16 protein-coding genes are annotated in these 15,420 nt (G+C 57.7%); 4 read left to right on the forward strand and 12 right to left on the reverse strand.

The window, feature by feature from the left end:
• Positions 1-103: 103 nt before the first annotated feature.
• The 5 genes from GS646_RS06915 to alr are packed head-to-tail and all read right to left on the reverse strand — an operon-like array spanning position 104 to position 3,806.
• On the reverse strand, positions 104-556 hold the full coding sequence (locus tag GS646_RS06915; RefSeq protein ID WP_171183474.1) for a paraquat-inducible protein A: 453 nt from the start codon (positions 554-556) through the stop codon (positions 104-106).
• Positions 553-1,236 (reverse strand): hypothetical protein, encoded by a 684-nt coding sequence (locus GS646_RS06920; protein ID WP_171648442.1) that lies wholly within the window; start codon positions 1,234-1,236, stop codon positions 553-555. Before GS646_RS06920 ends, GS646_RS06915 begins: the two co-directional genes overlap by 4 nt.
• Positions 1,237-1,249: 13 nt before the next feature.
• Positions 1,250-1,996, reverse strand: coding sequence for an ABC transporter ATP-binding protein (locus tag GS646_RS06925; RefSeq protein ID WP_171183470.1), 747 nt, complete (start codon positions 1,994-1,996; stop codon positions 1,250-1,252).
• A complete protein-coding gene (locus GS646_RS06930) occupies positions 1,993-2,775 on the reverse strand; it encodes an ABC transporter permease (RefSeq protein ID WP_171183469.1) in 783 nt (260 codons plus the stop codon). Before GS646_RS06930 ends, GS646_RS06925 begins: the two co-directional genes overlap by 4 nt.
• On the reverse strand, positions 2,772-3,806 hold the full coding sequence (alr, locus tag GS646_RS06935) for an alanine racemase (RefSeq protein WP_171183467.1): 1,035 nt from the start codon (positions 3,804-3,806) through the stop codon (positions 2,772-2,774). The genes GS646_RS06930 and alr overlap by 4 nt, the downstream gene beginning before the upstream one ends.
• A gap of 240 nt (positions 3,807-4,046) precedes the next feature.
• On the opposite strand from alr, the gene GS646_RS06940 reads away from it, so the two are divergent.
• Complete coding sequence (locus GS646_RS06940; RefSeq protein ID WP_171648440.1) at positions 4,047-4,586, forward strand: GNAT family N-acetyltransferase; 540 nt, start codon at positions 4,047-4,049, stop codon at positions 4,584-4,586.
• A 37-nt stretch (positions 4,587-4,623) separates the two neighbouring features.
• On the opposite strand, the gene GS646_RS06945 is transcribed toward GS646_RS06940, so the two are convergent.
• The 7 genes from GS646_RS06945 to GS646_RS06975 all read right to left on the reverse strand — a co-directional run bounded on the left by GS646_RS06945 (position 4,624) and on the right by GS646_RS06975 (position 11,799).
• The gene (locus tag GS646_RS06945) at positions 4,624-5,670 is read right to left on the reverse strand and encodes a Hint domain-containing protein (RefSeq protein ID WP_171183463.1); all 1,047 of its coding nucleotides are present in this window, start codon (positions 5,668-5,670) and stop codon (positions 4,624-4,626) included.
• Between the two features lie 121 nt (positions 5,671-5,791).
• Entirely contained in the window at positions 5,792-7,282 is a 1,491-nt protein-coding gene (locus GS646_RS06950; protein ID WP_171179946.1) for a replicative DNA helicase, read from the reverse strand.
• A 225-nt stretch (positions 7,283-7,507) separates the two neighbouring features.
• Positions 7,508-8,188, reverse strand: coding sequence for an orotate phosphoribosyltransferase (locus GS646_RS06955; protein WP_171183461.1), 681 nt, complete (start codon positions 8,186-8,188; stop codon positions 7,508-7,510).
• 137 nt (positions 8,189-8,325) lie between these two features.
• Positions 8,326-9,507: an ammonium transporter gene (locus tag GS646_RS06960; protein ID WP_171183459.1), complete on the reverse strand. Its 1,182-nt coding sequence runs from the start codon at positions 9,505-9,507 to the stop codon at positions 8,326-8,328.
• A 188-nt stretch (positions 9,508-9,695) separates the two neighbouring features.
• Complete coding sequence (locus GS646_RS06965; RefSeq protein ID WP_171183457.1) at positions 9,696-10,178, reverse strand: CinA family protein; 483 nt, start codon at positions 10,176-10,178, stop codon at positions 9,696-9,698.
• Positions 10,175-10,672 carry a phosphatidylglycerophosphatase A gene (locus tag GS646_RS06970; RefSeq protein ID WP_171183455.1) on the reverse strand — a complete coding sequence of 166 codons (498 nt, stop codon included), beginning with the start codon at positions 10,670-10,672 and terminating at the stop codon, positions 10,175-10,177. Before GS646_RS06970 ends, GS646_RS06965 begins: the two co-directional genes overlap by 4 nt.
• Entirely contained in the window at positions 10,669-11,799 is a 1,131-nt protein-coding gene (locus GS646_RS06975; protein WP_171648438.1) for a bifunctional 2-C-methyl-D-erythritol 4-phosphate cytidylyltransferase/2-C-methyl-D-erythritol 2,4-cyclodiphosphate synthase, read from the reverse strand. Before GS646_RS06975 ends, GS646_RS06970 begins: the two co-directional genes overlap by 4 nt.
• A gap of 181 nt (positions 11,800-11,980) precedes the next feature.
• Here GS646_RS06975 and dusB point away from each other — a divergent pair, with 181 nt between their 5' ends.
• Genes dusB through GS646_RS06990 form a run of 3 tightly spaced genes read left to right on the forward strand, consistent with a single transcriptional unit; the run spans position 11,981 to position 15,416 of the window.
• A complete protein-coding gene (dusB, locus tag GS646_RS06980) occupies positions 11,981-12,964 on the forward strand; it encodes a tRNA dihydrouridine synthase DusB (RefSeq protein ID WP_256368593.1) in 984 nt (327 codons plus the stop codon).
• Positions 12,961-14,049 (forward strand): nitrogen regulation protein NR(II), encoded by a 1,089-nt coding sequence (locus tag GS646_RS06985; RefSeq protein WP_171648434.1) that lies wholly within the window; start codon positions 12,961-12,963, stop codon positions 14,047-14,049. Before dusB ends, GS646_RS06985 begins: the two co-directional genes overlap by 4 nt.
• The gene (locus GS646_RS06990) at positions 14,049-15,416 is read left to right on the forward strand and encodes a response regulator (RefSeq protein ID WP_171648432.1); all 1,368 of its coding nucleotides are present in this window, start codon (positions 14,049-14,051) and stop codon (positions 15,414-15,416) included. Before GS646_RS06985 ends, GS646_RS06990 begins: the two co-directional genes overlap by 1 nt.
• Positions 15,417-15,420 lie beyond the last annotated feature (4 nt).

Raw genomic sequence — 15,420 nt, forward strand, 5'->3', positions numbered from 1 at the left:
AGGAAGATCAAACAACTTAGGGCGATCCGCTGCGGACCCGAAAACTACAAATCTTAACTGCTCGAAATATAAAGATGATACTTAGATATGTGTTTTCAATCAATTAGGTCTGAGCTTTTCGTGAACCAGATGTCATCTCTGTAATATGGCCAAGTGCGATCGAGGCCAGAATACAGGCCGTGAACAGGTAAAGACCCCATGCGGTTTCAATGGTCGCGTAAGAGATACCCTTGGCCAATGTGATGTAAAGCGCGATCAGGAAAATGTCGGCCATGGCCAGTTTGCCGAGGATGTTCAGCGCGGGTTGGACGCGCGCGTCCAGCAGGTTCCATTGGATCAGCGCGGTGCCGATGGTTTTGATGTAGGGGGCGAAGAGGGCGAAGATGGTCACGATTAGCGCGAGGAAGATGTCGGATTTCCACAAGGATTGGAGCCCGGTGATGACGCTGATTTCGCTAAGGCCGAAGATCGGCAGGAACCCCGCGCGCATCAGCGGGGCGAACCACGCGATGGGGTAGAGGATCAGGAGCGAGAGGGTGGCGAAGCGGAGAGTCATTCCATTTCGTCACTCTTATCTTCGATTTTCAGGGGCTCTTCTTGTTTCTCAATTGAAAGTGATTGCTTTCTCTGCCCTCTGACTGCGTTGGCTAGTTGATCAATACGGTCAAAAGCGGGCTTTGCTTTTTTTCCAGCCGTTCCAAATGCGTCTCGGAGGTCTACAATTTTCCCTAACATTAGGTGGAAATTGCTTATCTCTTTGTCCACTTCGGACTGTACAGAGTTTATGGCGGAGAGAACCCTGCGCTTCTGATCTTTGTTCATCCAGTTGCTGTCATGAACTTCGGTTCTAAGCGCTCCAATTATTTCGTGTATTTTGTTGCGGTGTTCTCCGTCGAAAGCTATCGCCTCAGCGAACTCTTGGGTGGGATCATCATATTCGAGAGCTACTTGCGCTTCGATTCTCCTGCTCAGGATAAGTGTTTTCCATGGAGTGGCATACTCTTTGTAACGAGCACTGATATCCCGCATTTGGTCTTGTACATCACCTATTGGAGGAGCATCAGGATATTCTAGGTCAAAACGTTTTGCCGCGTATCGGAAACGAGTGTCCGCTAGTAGAAAACCCGCATAGTAGTTTTCATTCCACGTTTCCGAGTTACTGTTTTCGCTTTCTTGCGCACGTGCTTTTTCAAATTCAGATATATGTGCTAGCAGCTTTTCAAAATCTTGGTTCATTTAACAATTCCTTTCACCGAACCGCCTCAATCGGCCCCTGTGCACTGCCACTAATGAACTGCTCGACATAAGGATCGCCCGAGGCATCCATCTGGCCGACCGGTCCGGTCCATTGGATGACACCTCCGTGCAGCATGGCGACGTTGTCGGCAATCGCGCGGACCGAGCTCATGTCGTGGGTGATGGTCATCGCGGTAGCGCCCATTTCGGTCACGATTTCACGGATCAGGTCGTTGATGACGCCGGACATGATCGGATCGAGGCCGGTGGTGGGTTCGTCGAAAAAGATGATCTCGGGCTCGGCGGCGATGGCGCGGGCAAGGCCGACACGTTTTTGCATCCCGCCTGACAGCTCTGCCGGAAAGCGGTCGGCCACGTCGGATTTCAATCCTACGCGGCGCAGTTTTTCGATGGCGATTTCGCGCGCTTCTTCGGTCGGACGTTTCAGAGACCCACGCAGCAGGCGGAAGGCAACGTTTTGCCAGACGGTCAGTGAATCAAACAGCGCCGCCCCCTGAAACAGCATCCCGAACCGGGCCAGAAACGCGTCGCGGTCGCCTTTGCTGGCGTCTTTGCCGTCCACATAAATCATGCCGCTGTCGGGGTGGATCAGGCCAAGGATACATTTCAGCGCCACCGACTTACCGGTGCCCGACCCGCCGATGATGACCATCGAGGTGCCTTTTGGGATCTCAAGGTTAAGTCCTTGCAATACGTGGTTATCACCAAAGGCTTTATGTACGTTCTCCATCCGGATCATAGCGAGAAGAATACCCCTGTGAGAACGAAATTTGCAGCCAGGATCAGCACGGCTGCGGCCTCGACCGAGCCTTTGGTGGCCCGACCAACGCCTTGTGCGCCGCGACCGGAATTCATGCCATAGTAACAGCCCATGATGGCCGCGATCAGGCCAAAGGCCGCGCCTTTGACCAGCGATGAGACGATGTCGCGGGTTTCAAGGAAATCCACGGTGTTTTTCAGATAAGCCGCCGGGTTGAAGCCCAGGTTTTGAGTGGCAACCGTGTAGCCTCCGGCAATGCCGATGATGTCACCCACCGCGACCAGGGCGGGCACGGTAATCAGCGCGGCCAAGACGCGTGGGGCGGTCAGGTATTTCATTGGGTGGGTCGACAGCGTGACCAATGCGTCGATCTGTTCGGTCACTTTCATCGTGGCGATTTCGGCCGCGATGGATGAGGTCACGCGGGCGGCAATCATCAGGCCGACCAGCACCGGGCCAAGCTCTCGTACCATGCCAATGGCGACGATCTGAGGCACCACCGCTTCGGCGTTGAAACGCGCGCCGCCGGCGTAGATCTGCAACGCCAATGCGCCGCCGGTGAAGATCGCGGTCAGGCCAACCACGGGCAGGGACAGCCAGCCGATGTTCAGCAGCGCCATTCCGAACTCGCGCGGATAGAAGGGCGGGCGCAGAATGTGCGAGATGGCATCCAGCGCGAACAATGCAACACGGCCAAAGGCCGCAAACAGGCTTAGTACGGTGCGGCCCAGCCCCCCAAGCGCGGAAATTGGGTTCATTCCACATAGCCCCGCGAATAGCGATTGCCCAAGGATGTCAGGATCTCATACCCAATCGTTCCGGCAGCTTCGGCCAGATCGTCGACGGTCTGATGGCCATTGAGAATACGCAGGCGTTCCGGGTCATGGGGCAGATCGGTCACGTCCACGGTGATCAGGTCCATCGAAATCCGACCGACCACCGGACAGGGCTGGTTTCCGGCAAACGTGTCAATCCCACCACCGATGGCGCGATGCAGGCCATCCGCGTACCCAGCCGAAACGGTGGCGATCCGCGACGGGCGGCGCGCCACCCAGCTGTTGCCATAGCCAACCGTTTCGCCGACCTCCAGTTTGCGCACCTGGATGACGGGCAGATCAACGGTGACAACCGGTTTGGCACCGGCAAAGGGCAGGCCACCGTAGAGACCGATGCCCGGACGGCAGAAATCGAAATGGAACTCTGGCCCCAGAAATGAGCCTCCGGTCGCGGCCAGCGAACGCGGTGCGGTGACGCCTTCGGTCATCTCGCGAAAGGTCTTGAGTTGCTGCTGGTTCATCGGGTGATCCGGCTCGTCGGAACAGGCCAGATGAGACATGACCACCGCCGGGTTCAAAGCCTCGGCCTTTGGGCGCAGTTCCGCCCAGTCGGCGGGCTCCAGCCCCAGACGGTTCATGCCGCTGTCCAACTGAATGCCAAATGCGTGATCGGGCAGCGCTTGTTCATGGCGCTTAAACTGCTCAGCCGAGTTGATCAGGGGGGTCAGGTCGTGCGCGCGCAACAGATCTGTGTCGCCTTCCATATGCCCGGAAAAGACACTGATCATCGGGCCTGGACCCACGGCCTCGCGCACCACAGCACCTTCCTCGGCGGCGGCGACAAAGAACTTGCGAACGCCTTCTTCGGCCAGCGTGTCACTGACAGGCCCGGCCCCCAGCCCATAGGCATCGGCCTTGACCACGGCCCCGGTCTCAACCCCGGTCTTCGCATCAAGCGCCCGCCAGTTGCTGGCCAGCGCCTGAAGATTGATCGTCAAACGTGCAGTACTCATGGAACTGTTCATGACATTGCGCCGTCCAAGGTCAAGAGGGAATGGCGCATTTCCGTAACGTATTCCGTTGCCACGTTGCCGCAATCGACGAAAAGTGCCGAAAACCAAGAGATTTTTGCGGTTTGTCGCTGTACAGGACCGGTTTTGGGATTGTCTTCACATTGATGTTAAAACGATCTTGAGAGTGTGATCGTTCCATCGCAATACACTCGGGACCGCAGCAGTAGGAGTACGCAAATTATGGCGTTTTCGACGGGGCTAACACCGGATCCTTCTACTTTGGTTCAGTTGTTTGCGGATGTTTTTTCAGCGTCCGAAGGAGAGGATGAAGGCGCGCTGATCGGCGCGTTTGTGCAAGACCTGATCGAAACCACCCCACCTGAGGATCTGGTCGTGTGCACAGCACATCGCCATCACGAGTTGCTGGGATGCGCCATCTTTTCTCGGGTCGTGTATCCACAGGATACGCGTTCTGTGTTCATTCTGTCGCCGATGGCCGTCACCACCGGCAGCCAGAAAACCGGTGTTGGCCAAGCGTTGATTTCCTACGGGCTGGACCAACTGCGGGCCTTAGGAGTGGATGTGGCTCTGACATACGGTGATCCTGGGTACTATTGTAAAACGGGGTTCAGGCAGATTACTGAGGACACTGCACAACCGCCGCTGTCGCTGAGCCATCCGCATGGGTGGTTGGGGCAAGCGTTGAACGGTCGGGAACTGACGTCACTGACAGGCCCGTCGCATTGCGTGGCTGCGTTGAATAATCCAACGCTTTGGTGACCCGCAATAAGTTGAAGCCACGCAACGGGATTTGCCTTTAGATCAGAGGTTGATCAAGCATCGCCTTGCTGTTGCGTATGTGGCGGGCAACCAGTGTCTTTTGCCGCCGTCCGCTGGGGATGTGGCAGGCAGGTACCATTTCTTGATCGCTGATCAGGGACGGGAACAGCGTGAGCAGTTCCTGTTGCGCTTCTGGTGAAAGCGATTTCAACGCTTCTGGTCCAGTAAAAAGGCTTTCACTTGGCGCGCCTTCGGCAAACAGAACAACGTGACGGTCAAAAACGAGGTGATGATAGGTCACTTTGATCGCCAAATCGTCGACGTAGATTCCAGGCAATTCGGTCAATCGGATGGCCGAGATCAAAACGTCCCGCGTTGCAAACATCCGCTGCGCAATAGCAGAGCGGACCAACATCCGATGTTGGCGCGATACAATCAGGTCACGGCGCGGTAAACCATGACCCAATGAACCAGCCATGATGCAGACCGGGTAGAGCTCTGGTTTCTTCAAAAGATCCGCGTGTCGCAGGGTTCGAGACAGGCGCATTCGTACCGCTTCCAGGGTGCCATCGGTCGTCATGACGCGCATTCCGGGTTCGATGTCCTGAACGTGGATCTCGCCCTGATCGGTCAGAATCAACGTGTCCGAGGTGAAACAAGGGGCGCCGGGACTTGGATTTGGATCCTGAACAAAATTCACCCCATCGGTTGAGGACAACGAAGACGTATCATCCGTGCCATTGCTGCCGATCTGGGTTGAGGTCTGACCGTTGGCCGGACCCTGGGTGGCCGTTACCTGCGCATCGAAAGACACAAAGCTGAGAACCGAACCGTTGTCGGACAATGAGACAGCGCCCAGTCGGTTGATACGGGCCGTGACCACGTAATAGTCGAAGCCGCCCACCGTCGTCATTGTCGCGGTGTCGACATCTGTGGAACTGCGCACTGTGCCATTTGAATTATAGACATCAACCTGAAGCCCGGTGACATCCGTTCCGGTCGGCACACGGACTTCAATGAAATCCCCGTCCGGCGCAAAATTCGGGCCGTTCCGATACCTGATTTCCGAGATGATCGCGGGCAAAACTCGGGGCCTCCGACCAGTATGAGCGTGCTGTGCAGGTTAACTTTATCTACCTTAACACAGCCTAAAACCTACGCCACCAGTTCGACCAGCGGCGTACCCATTGTCAGAAGCAGTGTGATCAGTATCCCTCGATTTCGCCGCCCTGTTGCCAGGGTTTAACAAGATTGCCAAAGCGGGTGAATTGGGCTTCGAACGAAAGCTCGACCGTGCCGATCGGACCGTGGCGCTGTTTGCCGACGATGACCTCGGCCTTGCCGTGCAGGCGTTCCATGGCCTGCTTCCACTCTTCCATCTTTTCCAGCTCGTGATCGCCGGGTTTTTCGCGTTCTTTGTAATACTCCTCGCGGAACACAAACATCACCACGTCGGCATCCTGTTCGATCGAGCCCGATTCCCGCAGGTCAGACAGCTGTGGGCGCTTATCGTCACGGTTTTCCACCTGACGGCTCAGCTGTGACAGCGCGATGACCGGGATGTTCAATTCCTTGGCGATGGCTTTCATGCCCATCGAAATTTCAGCAATCTCGTTTACCCGGTTGTCTGACATACCGCGGCAAAGCTGTAGATAGTCGATCACCAGTAGATCCAGCCCATGCGTCCGCTTCAACCGCCGCGCGCGGGCGGCAAGCTGTGATATTGGCAGGGCAGGTGTGTCGTCGATGAACAGGGGGCAAGCTTCCAGTTCCTTGGCTGCGTCCACGAAGCGGCGGAACTCGGCCTCGGTCATGTCGCCCTGACGGATCTTGTGGCTGGAAATCTCGGACGCTTCGGCCAGAACACGGCCCGCCAACTGCTCGGCGCTCATCTCAAGTGAGAAGAACCCGACCACACCACCGTCAATCGCGCCTTCTGATCCATCCGGCTTCTGTCCGCGTTTGTAGGCTTTGGCCACGTTGAACGCCACGTTCGTCGCCAGCGATGTTTTCCCCATCGACGGTCGTCCAGCCAGAATGATCAGGTCGGACGGGTGCAAGCCACCCAATTGCTTGTCCAAGTCGGCCAGACCGGTGGAAATCCCCGCCATGCCGCCACCACGCTGGTAGGCTTCATTGGTGACGTTGACGGCTTCTGTGACCGCCTTGAGGAAGGATTGAAAACCTTGTTCGGTCTGGCCCTGCTCGGATAGCTGATAGAGCTGCTGCTCGGCCTCGACGATTTGTTCTTTGGGCTCACTGCTGACTTCGACCCGCGCGGCCTTGTCCGAGATATCGCGGCCAAGGCGTATCAACTCGCGCCGAATGGCGAGGTCGTAGATCATCTGGGCGTAGTCATGCACCGCGAAGGCACTGATCGAGGCCCCGGCCAGCTTGACCAGATAGGCCGGACCGCCCAATTCTTTCAGACCCTCATCTTCGCCCATGAACGACTTCAGTGTGACAGGTGAGGCCAGCGCGTTCTTGGCGATACGGGCGGCGGCGACTTCATAAATTCGGGCATGGACCGGATCATAGAAATGCTCGGCCCCGATGATCGAGGCGACCCGGTCATACAGATCGTTATTGGTCAGAATCGCGCCCAACAATTGCTGCTCGGCCTCGATTGAATGCGGCATGGTTTCGGCATTCTGAATCTGCGCCGCTGCCTGCTCGATACTGCTGATCTCGTTCATCTTGTCCCCGCTGCCCGTTTGGGGGTTTTACACGCGAAACGCCACCGCAAGCTATCTGGAAATACCTGTGGCTAAGTTGGGGTAAAGCCTAGGGATAACTTTCCGAACCGTTTGGATACCTGCGTATGCGTAGCTTATTATGTATGAAATGAGGGAAAAGTCACCAGATATCGTGGCCCATGCCCCGATTCTTATGCACTTATCCCCAATTTGCCCACAAGAGGTTTACGTGGATTTATTGGCTTCTTGCCAGCCACGCGGATCGTTCAGGAACGCCTCAACACCGTCAAGTGTCTCTTGGTCAAAGGCTTTCTGCGCCTTGGCTTCGGCAAGAACATCCCACCATGTGCACAGCGAATGCAGCTTTACGCCGTGGTCGCCCAGCGTCTTTTCGGTTTCGGGGAAAATGCCATAGTAGAAAATCACCGCAGTATGCCCGCAGGTCGCGCCGGTTTCGCGGATAGCGTCCACAAAAGACAGCTTGCTGCCACCATCGGTGGTCAGGTCCTCGACCAGCAGCACACGCTCGCCTTCACTCATCGCGCCTTCGATGCGGGCGTTGCGACCATAGCCTTTGGGTTTCTTGCGCACATAGGTCATCGGCAGCGCCATGCGCTCGGCCACCATGGCGGCAAAGGGGATGCCTGCCGTCTCGCCGCCTGCGATGTTGTCGAACGCTTCGAACCCGGCATCGCGCATCACTGTGACGGTCAGGAAATCCATCAAGGTCGACCGGATACGCGGGTACGAGATCAGCTTGCGACAGTCGATGTAAGTCGGGCTGGGCAGTCCGCTGGCCAGAGTGAAGGGCTCGCGCGCATTGAAATGAACGGCCTTGATCTCCAGCAGCATCCGCGCGGTCAGGCGGGCGATTTCGGTGCTGTCGGGAAAGGAGCTGGGGATCATGGCGCAAACCTCGGGGCTGAATACACGTTGCGGGCTGATAGCCCGAGCGCTGGCCCAGAGTCGAGAGGGTCGCAAAAGAAAAGCGGACCCCCAAGAGGTCCGCTTTTCGCCCTTTCGGGCAGAGCGCCAAGGTGGGCTTAGCTGCTCATGTCGTAGGCGCGTTCCCCGTGTACCGAAAGATCGAGCCCATTTGTTTCGGTTTCGGCGTCTACGCGAAGCGGGGTGATAAGTGCAACCACCTTCACCAACACAATTGTGACAACTGCCGTAAAGGCACCCACGATCACAAGCCCGCCCAATTGCGCGGTCCAAGTGCCAAGGCCAAACGCAGCGATCATGATGGTGCCGAAAATGCCGCCGACGCCATGCACCGCAAAGACATCCAGTGTGTCGTCGATGTTCAGCTTGTTTCGGATGACACTGACGGCTTCCTGACACAGGACACCGGCGACCGCACCGATGATCAGCGCTTGTACCGGACCCACAAAGCCGGATGCCGGGGTGATCGAGGCCAAACCGGCAATGGTTCCCGTGACCAGACCAACCATCGAAGCCTTGCCAAAGCGGATACGTTCCCACAGGGCCCAGGTCAGCGACGCGGTTGCGGCGGACAGATGCGTGACGGTCATGGCCATTGCGGCGCCACCGTCCGCGGCCAATTGCGAGCCACCGTTGAAACCGAACCAACCGACCCACAGCATCGCTGCTCCGACCATGACATAGCCGGGGTTGTGCGGCGGTGTGGTGCGATTGCGACGGGGGCCAAGTATGACGGCGATGATCAAAGCGGCCAGACCCGCGGTTTCATGGACAACGATTCCGCCCGCAAAGTCGCGTACACCGATCTCACCCAGAATACCGCCATCAGCCAGCATGCCGCCGCCCCAGATCCAATGGACGACCGGCGCGTAACAGAGCAGCATCCAAAGGGCCGAAAAGGTCAGAACAAAGCCAAAGCCGACACGTTCGACATAAGCGCCAACGATCAAGGCCGGTGTGATGATCGCAAAGGTCATCTGAAAGGCGAAGAACAGGATCTCGGGCAGGGTACCCGCAAGGCTATCGGCATCCACACCGTTCAGGAACGCTTTGCCCAAACCACCCCAAATCCCGCTTTCTCCAGGGCCAAAGGCGATCGAGTAGCCCGCAACGAGCCACAGAATGCTCATCAAACAGGCGATTGAGAAGCAGTGCATGAACACGCTGAGCACATTTCGGGCACGTACAAGCCCACCGTAGAACAGCGCAAGGCCCGGCAATGTCATGAAAAGGACCAGTGCGGTTGCAACGATGATCCAGGCTGTATCGGCTCCATTCATGGGCCGCTCTCCTTTCCCCTGCGTTTGGTCAGGGGGCTGTTCGGCAGCTCTCCGGACCCGTGTGAGTGTGTGCGCAGCCTTGAAACCGAGGGGGAGTGAGGAAAAAAGAGGCAGACTTGCAAAAGGCGCTTAAAATGTCGCCTTTTGTTCAAGTGATGACATTTTTTGCATCTTTTGATGCGGTGCGCCTAAATAATGGGCGCTTGTGAAAGCTCGTTTTTGAGCAACTCTAACGCGTGATCCCGCGCCGCCAGACGCACAGCATCCCGACCCAACGCGCCAAATTCGATCGTTTCGGTCTGTGTGTCCTGACCATCGCGGGCCAGTCCGAAACACACACGCCCTTCCGGTTTGAACTCGGACCCGCCCGGCCCGGCAATGCCGGTGATCGAAACGGCAAGCTGCGCCTTAGAATGGCGTAGGGCTCCGTCTGCCATCTCGCGGGCGACTTCCTCTGACACTGCGCCATGCGCGGTCAGCGTCTCGGCCAAAACGCCCAGCATGTCCTTTTTGGCTGCGTTGGTGTAAGTGACAAAGCCCCGGTCAACCACAGCGGAGCTGCCGGGAATATCGGTCAGGGCCGCAGCCACCATCCCGCCCGTACAGCTTTCAGCCGTGGCGATCATCACGCCCTGCGCCTTGGCAAGATCCAACAGTTCGCTCACGTTCACAGACCCAGTACTCCGTGCGCTATTCCCGCCAGTATCATCACGCCGATGGCTGCGAAAACGCCTGCGATGACGTCGTCGAGCATAACGCCCATCGGATCGCCACGCCTGTCGGCCCAACCAACGGGGCCGGGCTTGGTGATATCGAACAGGCGGAACAGGATGAAACCGGTTACCCAACCGGGCCAAAGGGCGGTAATGTCGATCCCATGGGCCCAGGACGGGTAAGAAATTGCCCAAAGCGCGATGAACTGGCCTGCGACCTCATCAACGACGATTTCTGACGGGTCGTGATCATCTTGGCCTTCGGTCATCACGCGGGTTGCCCAAAGGCCGCCAACAAAAACGGCCAGTGTTGCGAGTGCCAGCAGGGGAAACCCACCCAGCGTATGCAACACCCAAGCCATCGGTAGCGCCGCCAGGGATCCCCAGGTGCCTGGGGCAGGGCGTAAATAGCCGACGCCGCCAACGGTGCCGATCAACTGTGCTGCGGTCATGCCTTCACCAGGCAGGCTGTGGCGAGCGAGGCGATCCCTTCGCTGCGACCAGTAAAGCCCAAACGCTCGGATGTGGTGGCCTTGACCGAGACCTGATCTGCGCTTAACCCCATGATTTTAGACATTTCGACACGCATGGCAGCGGCATGAGGGCCGATCTTTGGATACTCGCAGACCAAGGTGCAATCGACGTTCGAAATGCGGTATCCCATCTGCCCGGCCAGCTCGACCGCATGGCGCAGGAAAATCTCGCTGGCAGCACCCTTCCATTGCGGATCTGAGGGCGGGAAGTGTTGACCAATGTCACCCTGCGCCAAAGCACCATAGATCGCATCGGTTGCGGCGTGCATCCCAACATCTGCATCCGAGTGCCCCTGCAATCCGCGTCCATGAGGCACCTTCACGCCACACAGGATAACGTGATCCCCTTCGCCAAAACGGTGCACGTCGTACCCGTTGCCAAGCCTTACATCCATATCCGTTCCCATTATCCGTTCCGCCCGGGCAAAATCCTCGGGTCGGGTGATTTTCAGATTGTCTGCGTCGCCGGGGACAATGCAAACATCAAGGCCTTCCGCGCGGGCGACCTCCACATCATCCGCCGCCTCGCCCGAATGGGCCGCGTGGGCAGCAGTGATAGCGTCATAGTGAAAGCCCTGCGGTGTTTGCGCGGCGTAGAGGCCATTGCGGTCCTGCGTGCCCGTTACGGCGTTGTCTTGCCCAACCCACAGCGCATCCGTGACAGCAAGCCCCGGCGCGGCCGCCTGATGCGTTTCCAGCGCGGTCAGCACGTCCTGTATGATGCGCGATGAGACACAAGGGCGGGCCACGTCGTGGATCAGAACATGTTGAACCCCCAATCCTTCTATGGCCTTCAATCCGCCCCGGACCGAGCTTGAGCGATCTGATCCGCCCGAAGCCAGGATCAGATCTGTATTGCGAAACTCTTCCCATGCGTGGGTGTCTTCGTCAGAAAGCACCAGAACGATGTGATCCACCTGTCCGCGAAACTGCTCGATTGTCCAGTCGGCCACACGACGCCCCGCAAGGCTGCGCCATTGCTTGGGCACGCCGCCTCCGGCGCGCAACCCGCGCCCCGCGGCGACTATAATGGCGGCTGTGGTCATGTCTCGGGCGCTCCTTCGTCTTGGCTGTGTTTAGGCGGCGGTGAAAGCAGAGGCAATCACCCAAGGTAAAACGATTAAAAAATAGGCATGTGATGATTTTGCGGGCTTGTTTCACGCCGTTTTGTTGTTCATATGCGCGGAATTCGATATCAAATCAGCAACTGCCCAAGGATTAAGCACGTTGACCCTTCATCTCGGTGACAAGGAAGTAAACCCACCAGTATTGCTGGCCCCGATGGCCGGAATCACGGATCGCCCGTTTCGCGATCTGGTGATGCGGTTTGGTGCCGGTATGGTGGTAAGCGAAATGGTTGCCAGCCAGGAGATGGTGCAAGCCAAGCCTGGCGTGCGCGAACGTGCGGAACTGTCAGCGGATGTCGAAAACACTGCCGTGCAATTGGCCGGGCGCGAGGCGCATTGGATGGCTGAAGCCGCTCGTCAGGTCGCCGACAGGGGCGCACGGGTGATCGACATCAACATGGGCTGTCCCGCCAAGAAAGTGACCAATGGTTATTCTGGTTCGGCGCTTCTGAAAACGCCGGATCATGCGTTGACCCTGATCGAAGCCGTGGTCAGTGCCGTTGATGTGCCGGTGACCTTGAAAACCCGGCTGGGCTGGGACGACTCTCTGCTAAACGCACCAGACGTGGCGCGACGGGCGCAGGACGCCGGTATTCAGATGGTCACTATTCATGGGCGCACGCGATGTCAGTTTTACAAAGGCCATGCCGATTGGCGGGCGATCCGGGCCGTGAAGAAGGCCGTGTCGATTCCAGTCATCGCAAATGGCGATATCGTGGATACCGCGGCCGCGCAGACTGCGCTGGATCAGTCCGGTGCAGATGGGGTGATGGTTGGGCGCGGCGCGCAGGGCAAGCCCTGGCTCTTGGCGCAGGTATGCCATGACCTATTCGGGGCCGAGGCCCCTGAGATTCCGGTCGGCGCGGATCTGATAGACATGGTGCAGGCGCATTATCAGGCGATGCTGTCCTTCTATGGGGCGGATCTGGGCCTGCGCGTCGCCCGTAAGCATCTTGGCTGGTACATGGATGAAGCCGCCACACCAGCGCCTTTGCGGCGGGCCGTTCTGACCTCACGCGATCCAAACGAAGTGTTGCGCCTGCTGGCGGATGCATTGAGTGAGACGGGCGAGGTGGCGGCATGAACTCAAACGCCAGCATCTGGAACTCATTGCCCGTTCCGGCCTTCATCATTGATCCGGACGATCGCATTTCTGATGTGAATGCGGCAGGTGAGGGGTTTTTGAACGCGTCACGCAAGGCGGTGATTGGCCATCCCGTGTGGGATCAGATTGCCGTGGATGCACCGCTTGAAGAGGCTTTTGAACGTGCCCGGACCTATGGCACGCCTCTGTTTGTAAACGATGTTGACGCCGGATCGGGCAATCGTGCGCCGTTGCAATGCGCGTTGCAGATCGCGCCGTTGGTTGGGTATCCGGGATCGATGATCATGATCATTTCACCGCGCGAATTGTCGGGGCGGATGACACGGGGCAATACCGTAAAATCGGCGGCGCAATCAGCCATCGGCATGGCCGAGATGCTGGCGCATGAAATCAAGAACCCTTTGGCCGGGATCACGGGTGCCGCACAGTTGCTAAGCATGAATATCTCGGCGCAAGATCTTGAACTTACAGATCTTATTGTGGCTGAAAGCCGCCGGATCGTTAAGTTGCTAGAGCAGGTTGAACAATTCGGTAACTTGCAGAAACCCGACTTCAAACCTGTCAATATCCACGATGTTTTGGATCGCGCCCGCCGGTCTGCATTGCTGGGGTTTGGCGCGGATATGACGATCATCGAAGACTACGACCCGTCCTTGCCGCTAGCGTTCGGAGATCCGGATCAATTGTTGCAGGTGGTGCTGAACCTGCTCAAGAACGCGTCCGAGGCTGCCGGGCCACAGGGCGGAACCATTCGGCTACGGACCTATTTCGAACACTCTTTCCGATTGCGCCGCAGCGATGGGTCAGGCCATTCGCTGCCTTTGCAGATCGAGATCATAGACGACGGCCCAGGTCTGCCCGAAGACATTCGCGGCGATATCTTTGATCCGTTTGTTTCAGGCAAAGAGAACGGCACCGGCCTCGGACTGGCGCTGGTGAGTAAGATCATATCGGACCACGACGGCTGGATTTCGGCCGATTCTGTGCCCGGGCGAACCGTATTCAAACTGTCGCTGCGCCGCGCACCGCGCGAAGACGCCGAGCACAAAAAGGAGACCACCTAATGGATGGCACAGTACTGGTTGCGGATGATGACCGCACGATCCGGACCGTTTTGACACAGGCCCTGACGCGTGCCGGGTGCAAGGTACATGCGACATCGTCTCTGACCACGTTGATGCGCTGGGTCGGCGAGGGCAAGGGCGACGTGGTGATCTCGGATGTGGTCATGCCTGATGGCAACGGTTTGGAAATGCTGCCAAAGATTGCCGAGGATCGCCCGGGTCTGCCAGTCATTGTGATCTCAGCGCAGAACACGATCATGACGGCAATTCAGGCCGCAGAGGCAGATGCCTATGATTACTTGCCTAAACCGTTCGATTTGCCGGACCTGATGAAGCGAACCGCGCGTGCGCTGGATCAGAAACAACGTGCGCAGCCTGAGCCTGCCGAAGCAGATAGCGAGCGCCCGGACGAGCTGCCTTTGGTTGGACGCACCCCAGTGATGCAGGCCCTCTACAGGCTGGTTGCTCGGGTCATGAATACCGATCTTTCGGTGATGATTTCTGGTGAAAGCGGCACTGGCAAGTCTTTGATTGCGCGCGCCATTCACGACTTTTCTGACCGTCGCACCTTGCCGTTTGTCACCGTTGCAGCGGCAGAGCTGCGGGATCTGGAAGGCCCCGCGCGTGTTTTGGCACGGGTACGCGGCGGCACGCTTCTAATTGATGAGATTGCCGACATCGATGATGAGGTTCAGGCCCGGATCGTGCGCATGATGGATACGCCTGGCGATCACGTTCCGCGTTTCATGGCCACCAGCCAGTCGGATCTGACCGAAGGCATGGAAACCGGACGCATTCGTCAGGATCTGTATTACCGATTGTGCGGCGCCACCATTCATGTGCCGTCTCTGCGCGAAAGAGTGGACGACATTCCGCTTTTAGCCGAGCATTTCTTGGCCCGCGAAGAACGTGAAAGTGGAGCAAAACGTTGGCTCAGCCCCGAAGCGGTGGAACTTGTTCGCCGCTATTCTTGGCCCGGTAACGTCAGGCAGTTGGAAAACGCGGTGCGCAGATTGGGTTTGACCAGCCGCGCGGATGAAATCTCGAAAGCCGAGGTGGAAATGGTTCTGGGCAGCCAGCCCGAGGCGGAACCGGTTCTCAGCGGCGGCGAGCGTGAAAAACTGTCAACCTCGGTCGAGCGACACCTGCGGCGGTATTTTGACCTGCACGGCAATATTCTGCCGCCGCCGGGCCTGTATCAGCGCATTTTGCGCGAGGTTGAGGCACCGCTGATCGAAATTGCACTGGACGCAACCGGCGGAAATCAGGCGAAATGTGCGGATTTGCTGGGAATCAACCGAAATACGTTGAGAAAAAAGATAACCGATCTCGATATTCAGGTGACACGCCGCCGCAAACTGATGTAATATC

Origin of the sequence: Ruegeria sp. HKCCD4315, assembly GCF_013112245.1 — a bacterium.
Classification (GTDB): domain Bacteria; phylum Pseudomonadota; class Alphaproteobacteria; order Rhodobacterales; family Rhodobacteraceae; genus Ruegeria.

Excerpts from the sequence above, each read along its gene's own strand:
- GS646_RS06940 (WP_171648440.1), top strand. The coding sequence starts at position 4,047 with ATGGCGTTTTCGACGGGGCTAACACCGGATCCTTCTACTTTGGTTCAG.
- GS646_RS06915 (WP_171183474.1), bottom strand. The coding sequence starts at position 556 with ATGACTCTCCGCTTCGCCACCCTCTCGCTCCTGATCCTCTACCCCATC.
- GS646_RS06990 (WP_171648432.1), top strand. The coding sequence starts at position 14,049 with ATGGATGGCACAGTACTGGTTGCGGATGATGACCGCACGATCCGGACC.
- GS646_RS06970 (WP_171183455.1), bottom strand. The coding sequence starts at position 10,672 with ATGACCGCAGCACAGTTGATCGGCACCGTTGGCGGCGTCGGCTATTTA.
- GS646_RS06960 (WP_171183459.1), bottom strand. The coding sequence starts at position 9,507 with ATGAATGGAGCCGATACAGCCTGGATCATCGTTGCAACCGCACTGGTC.
- GS646_RS06975 (WP_171648438.1), bottom strand. The coding sequence starts at position 11,799 with ATGACCACAGCCGCCATTATAGTCGCCGCGGGGCGCGGGTTGCGCGCC.
- GS646_RS06930 (WP_171183469.1), bottom strand. The coding sequence starts at position 2,775 with ATGAACCCAATTTCCGCGCTTGGGGGGCTGGGCCGCACCGTACTAAGC.
- GS646_RS06985 (WP_171648434.1), top strand. The coding sequence starts at position 12,961 with ATGAACTCAAACGCCAGCATCTGGAACTCATTGCCCGTTCCGGCCTTC.
- alr (WP_171183467.1), bottom strand. The coding sequence starts at position 3,806 with ATGAGTACTGCACGTTTGACGATCAATCTTCAGGCGCTGGCCAGCAAC.
- GS646_RS06925 (WP_171183470.1), bottom strand. The coding sequence starts at position 1,996 with ATGATCCGGATGGAGAACGTACATAAAGCCTTTGGTGATAACCACGTA.
- GS646_RS06955 (WP_171183461.1), bottom strand. The coding sequence starts at position 8,188 with ATGATCCCCAGCTCCTTTCCCGACAGCACCGAAATCGCCCGCCTGACC.
- GS646_RS06950 (WP_171179946.1), bottom strand. The coding sequence starts at position 7,282 with ATGAACGAGATCAGCAGTATCGAGCAGGCAGCGGCGCAGATTCAGAAT.
- GS646_RS06920 (WP_171648442.1), bottom strand. The coding sequence starts at position 1,236 with ATGAACCAAGATTTTGAAAAGCTGCTAGCACATATATCTGAATTTGAA.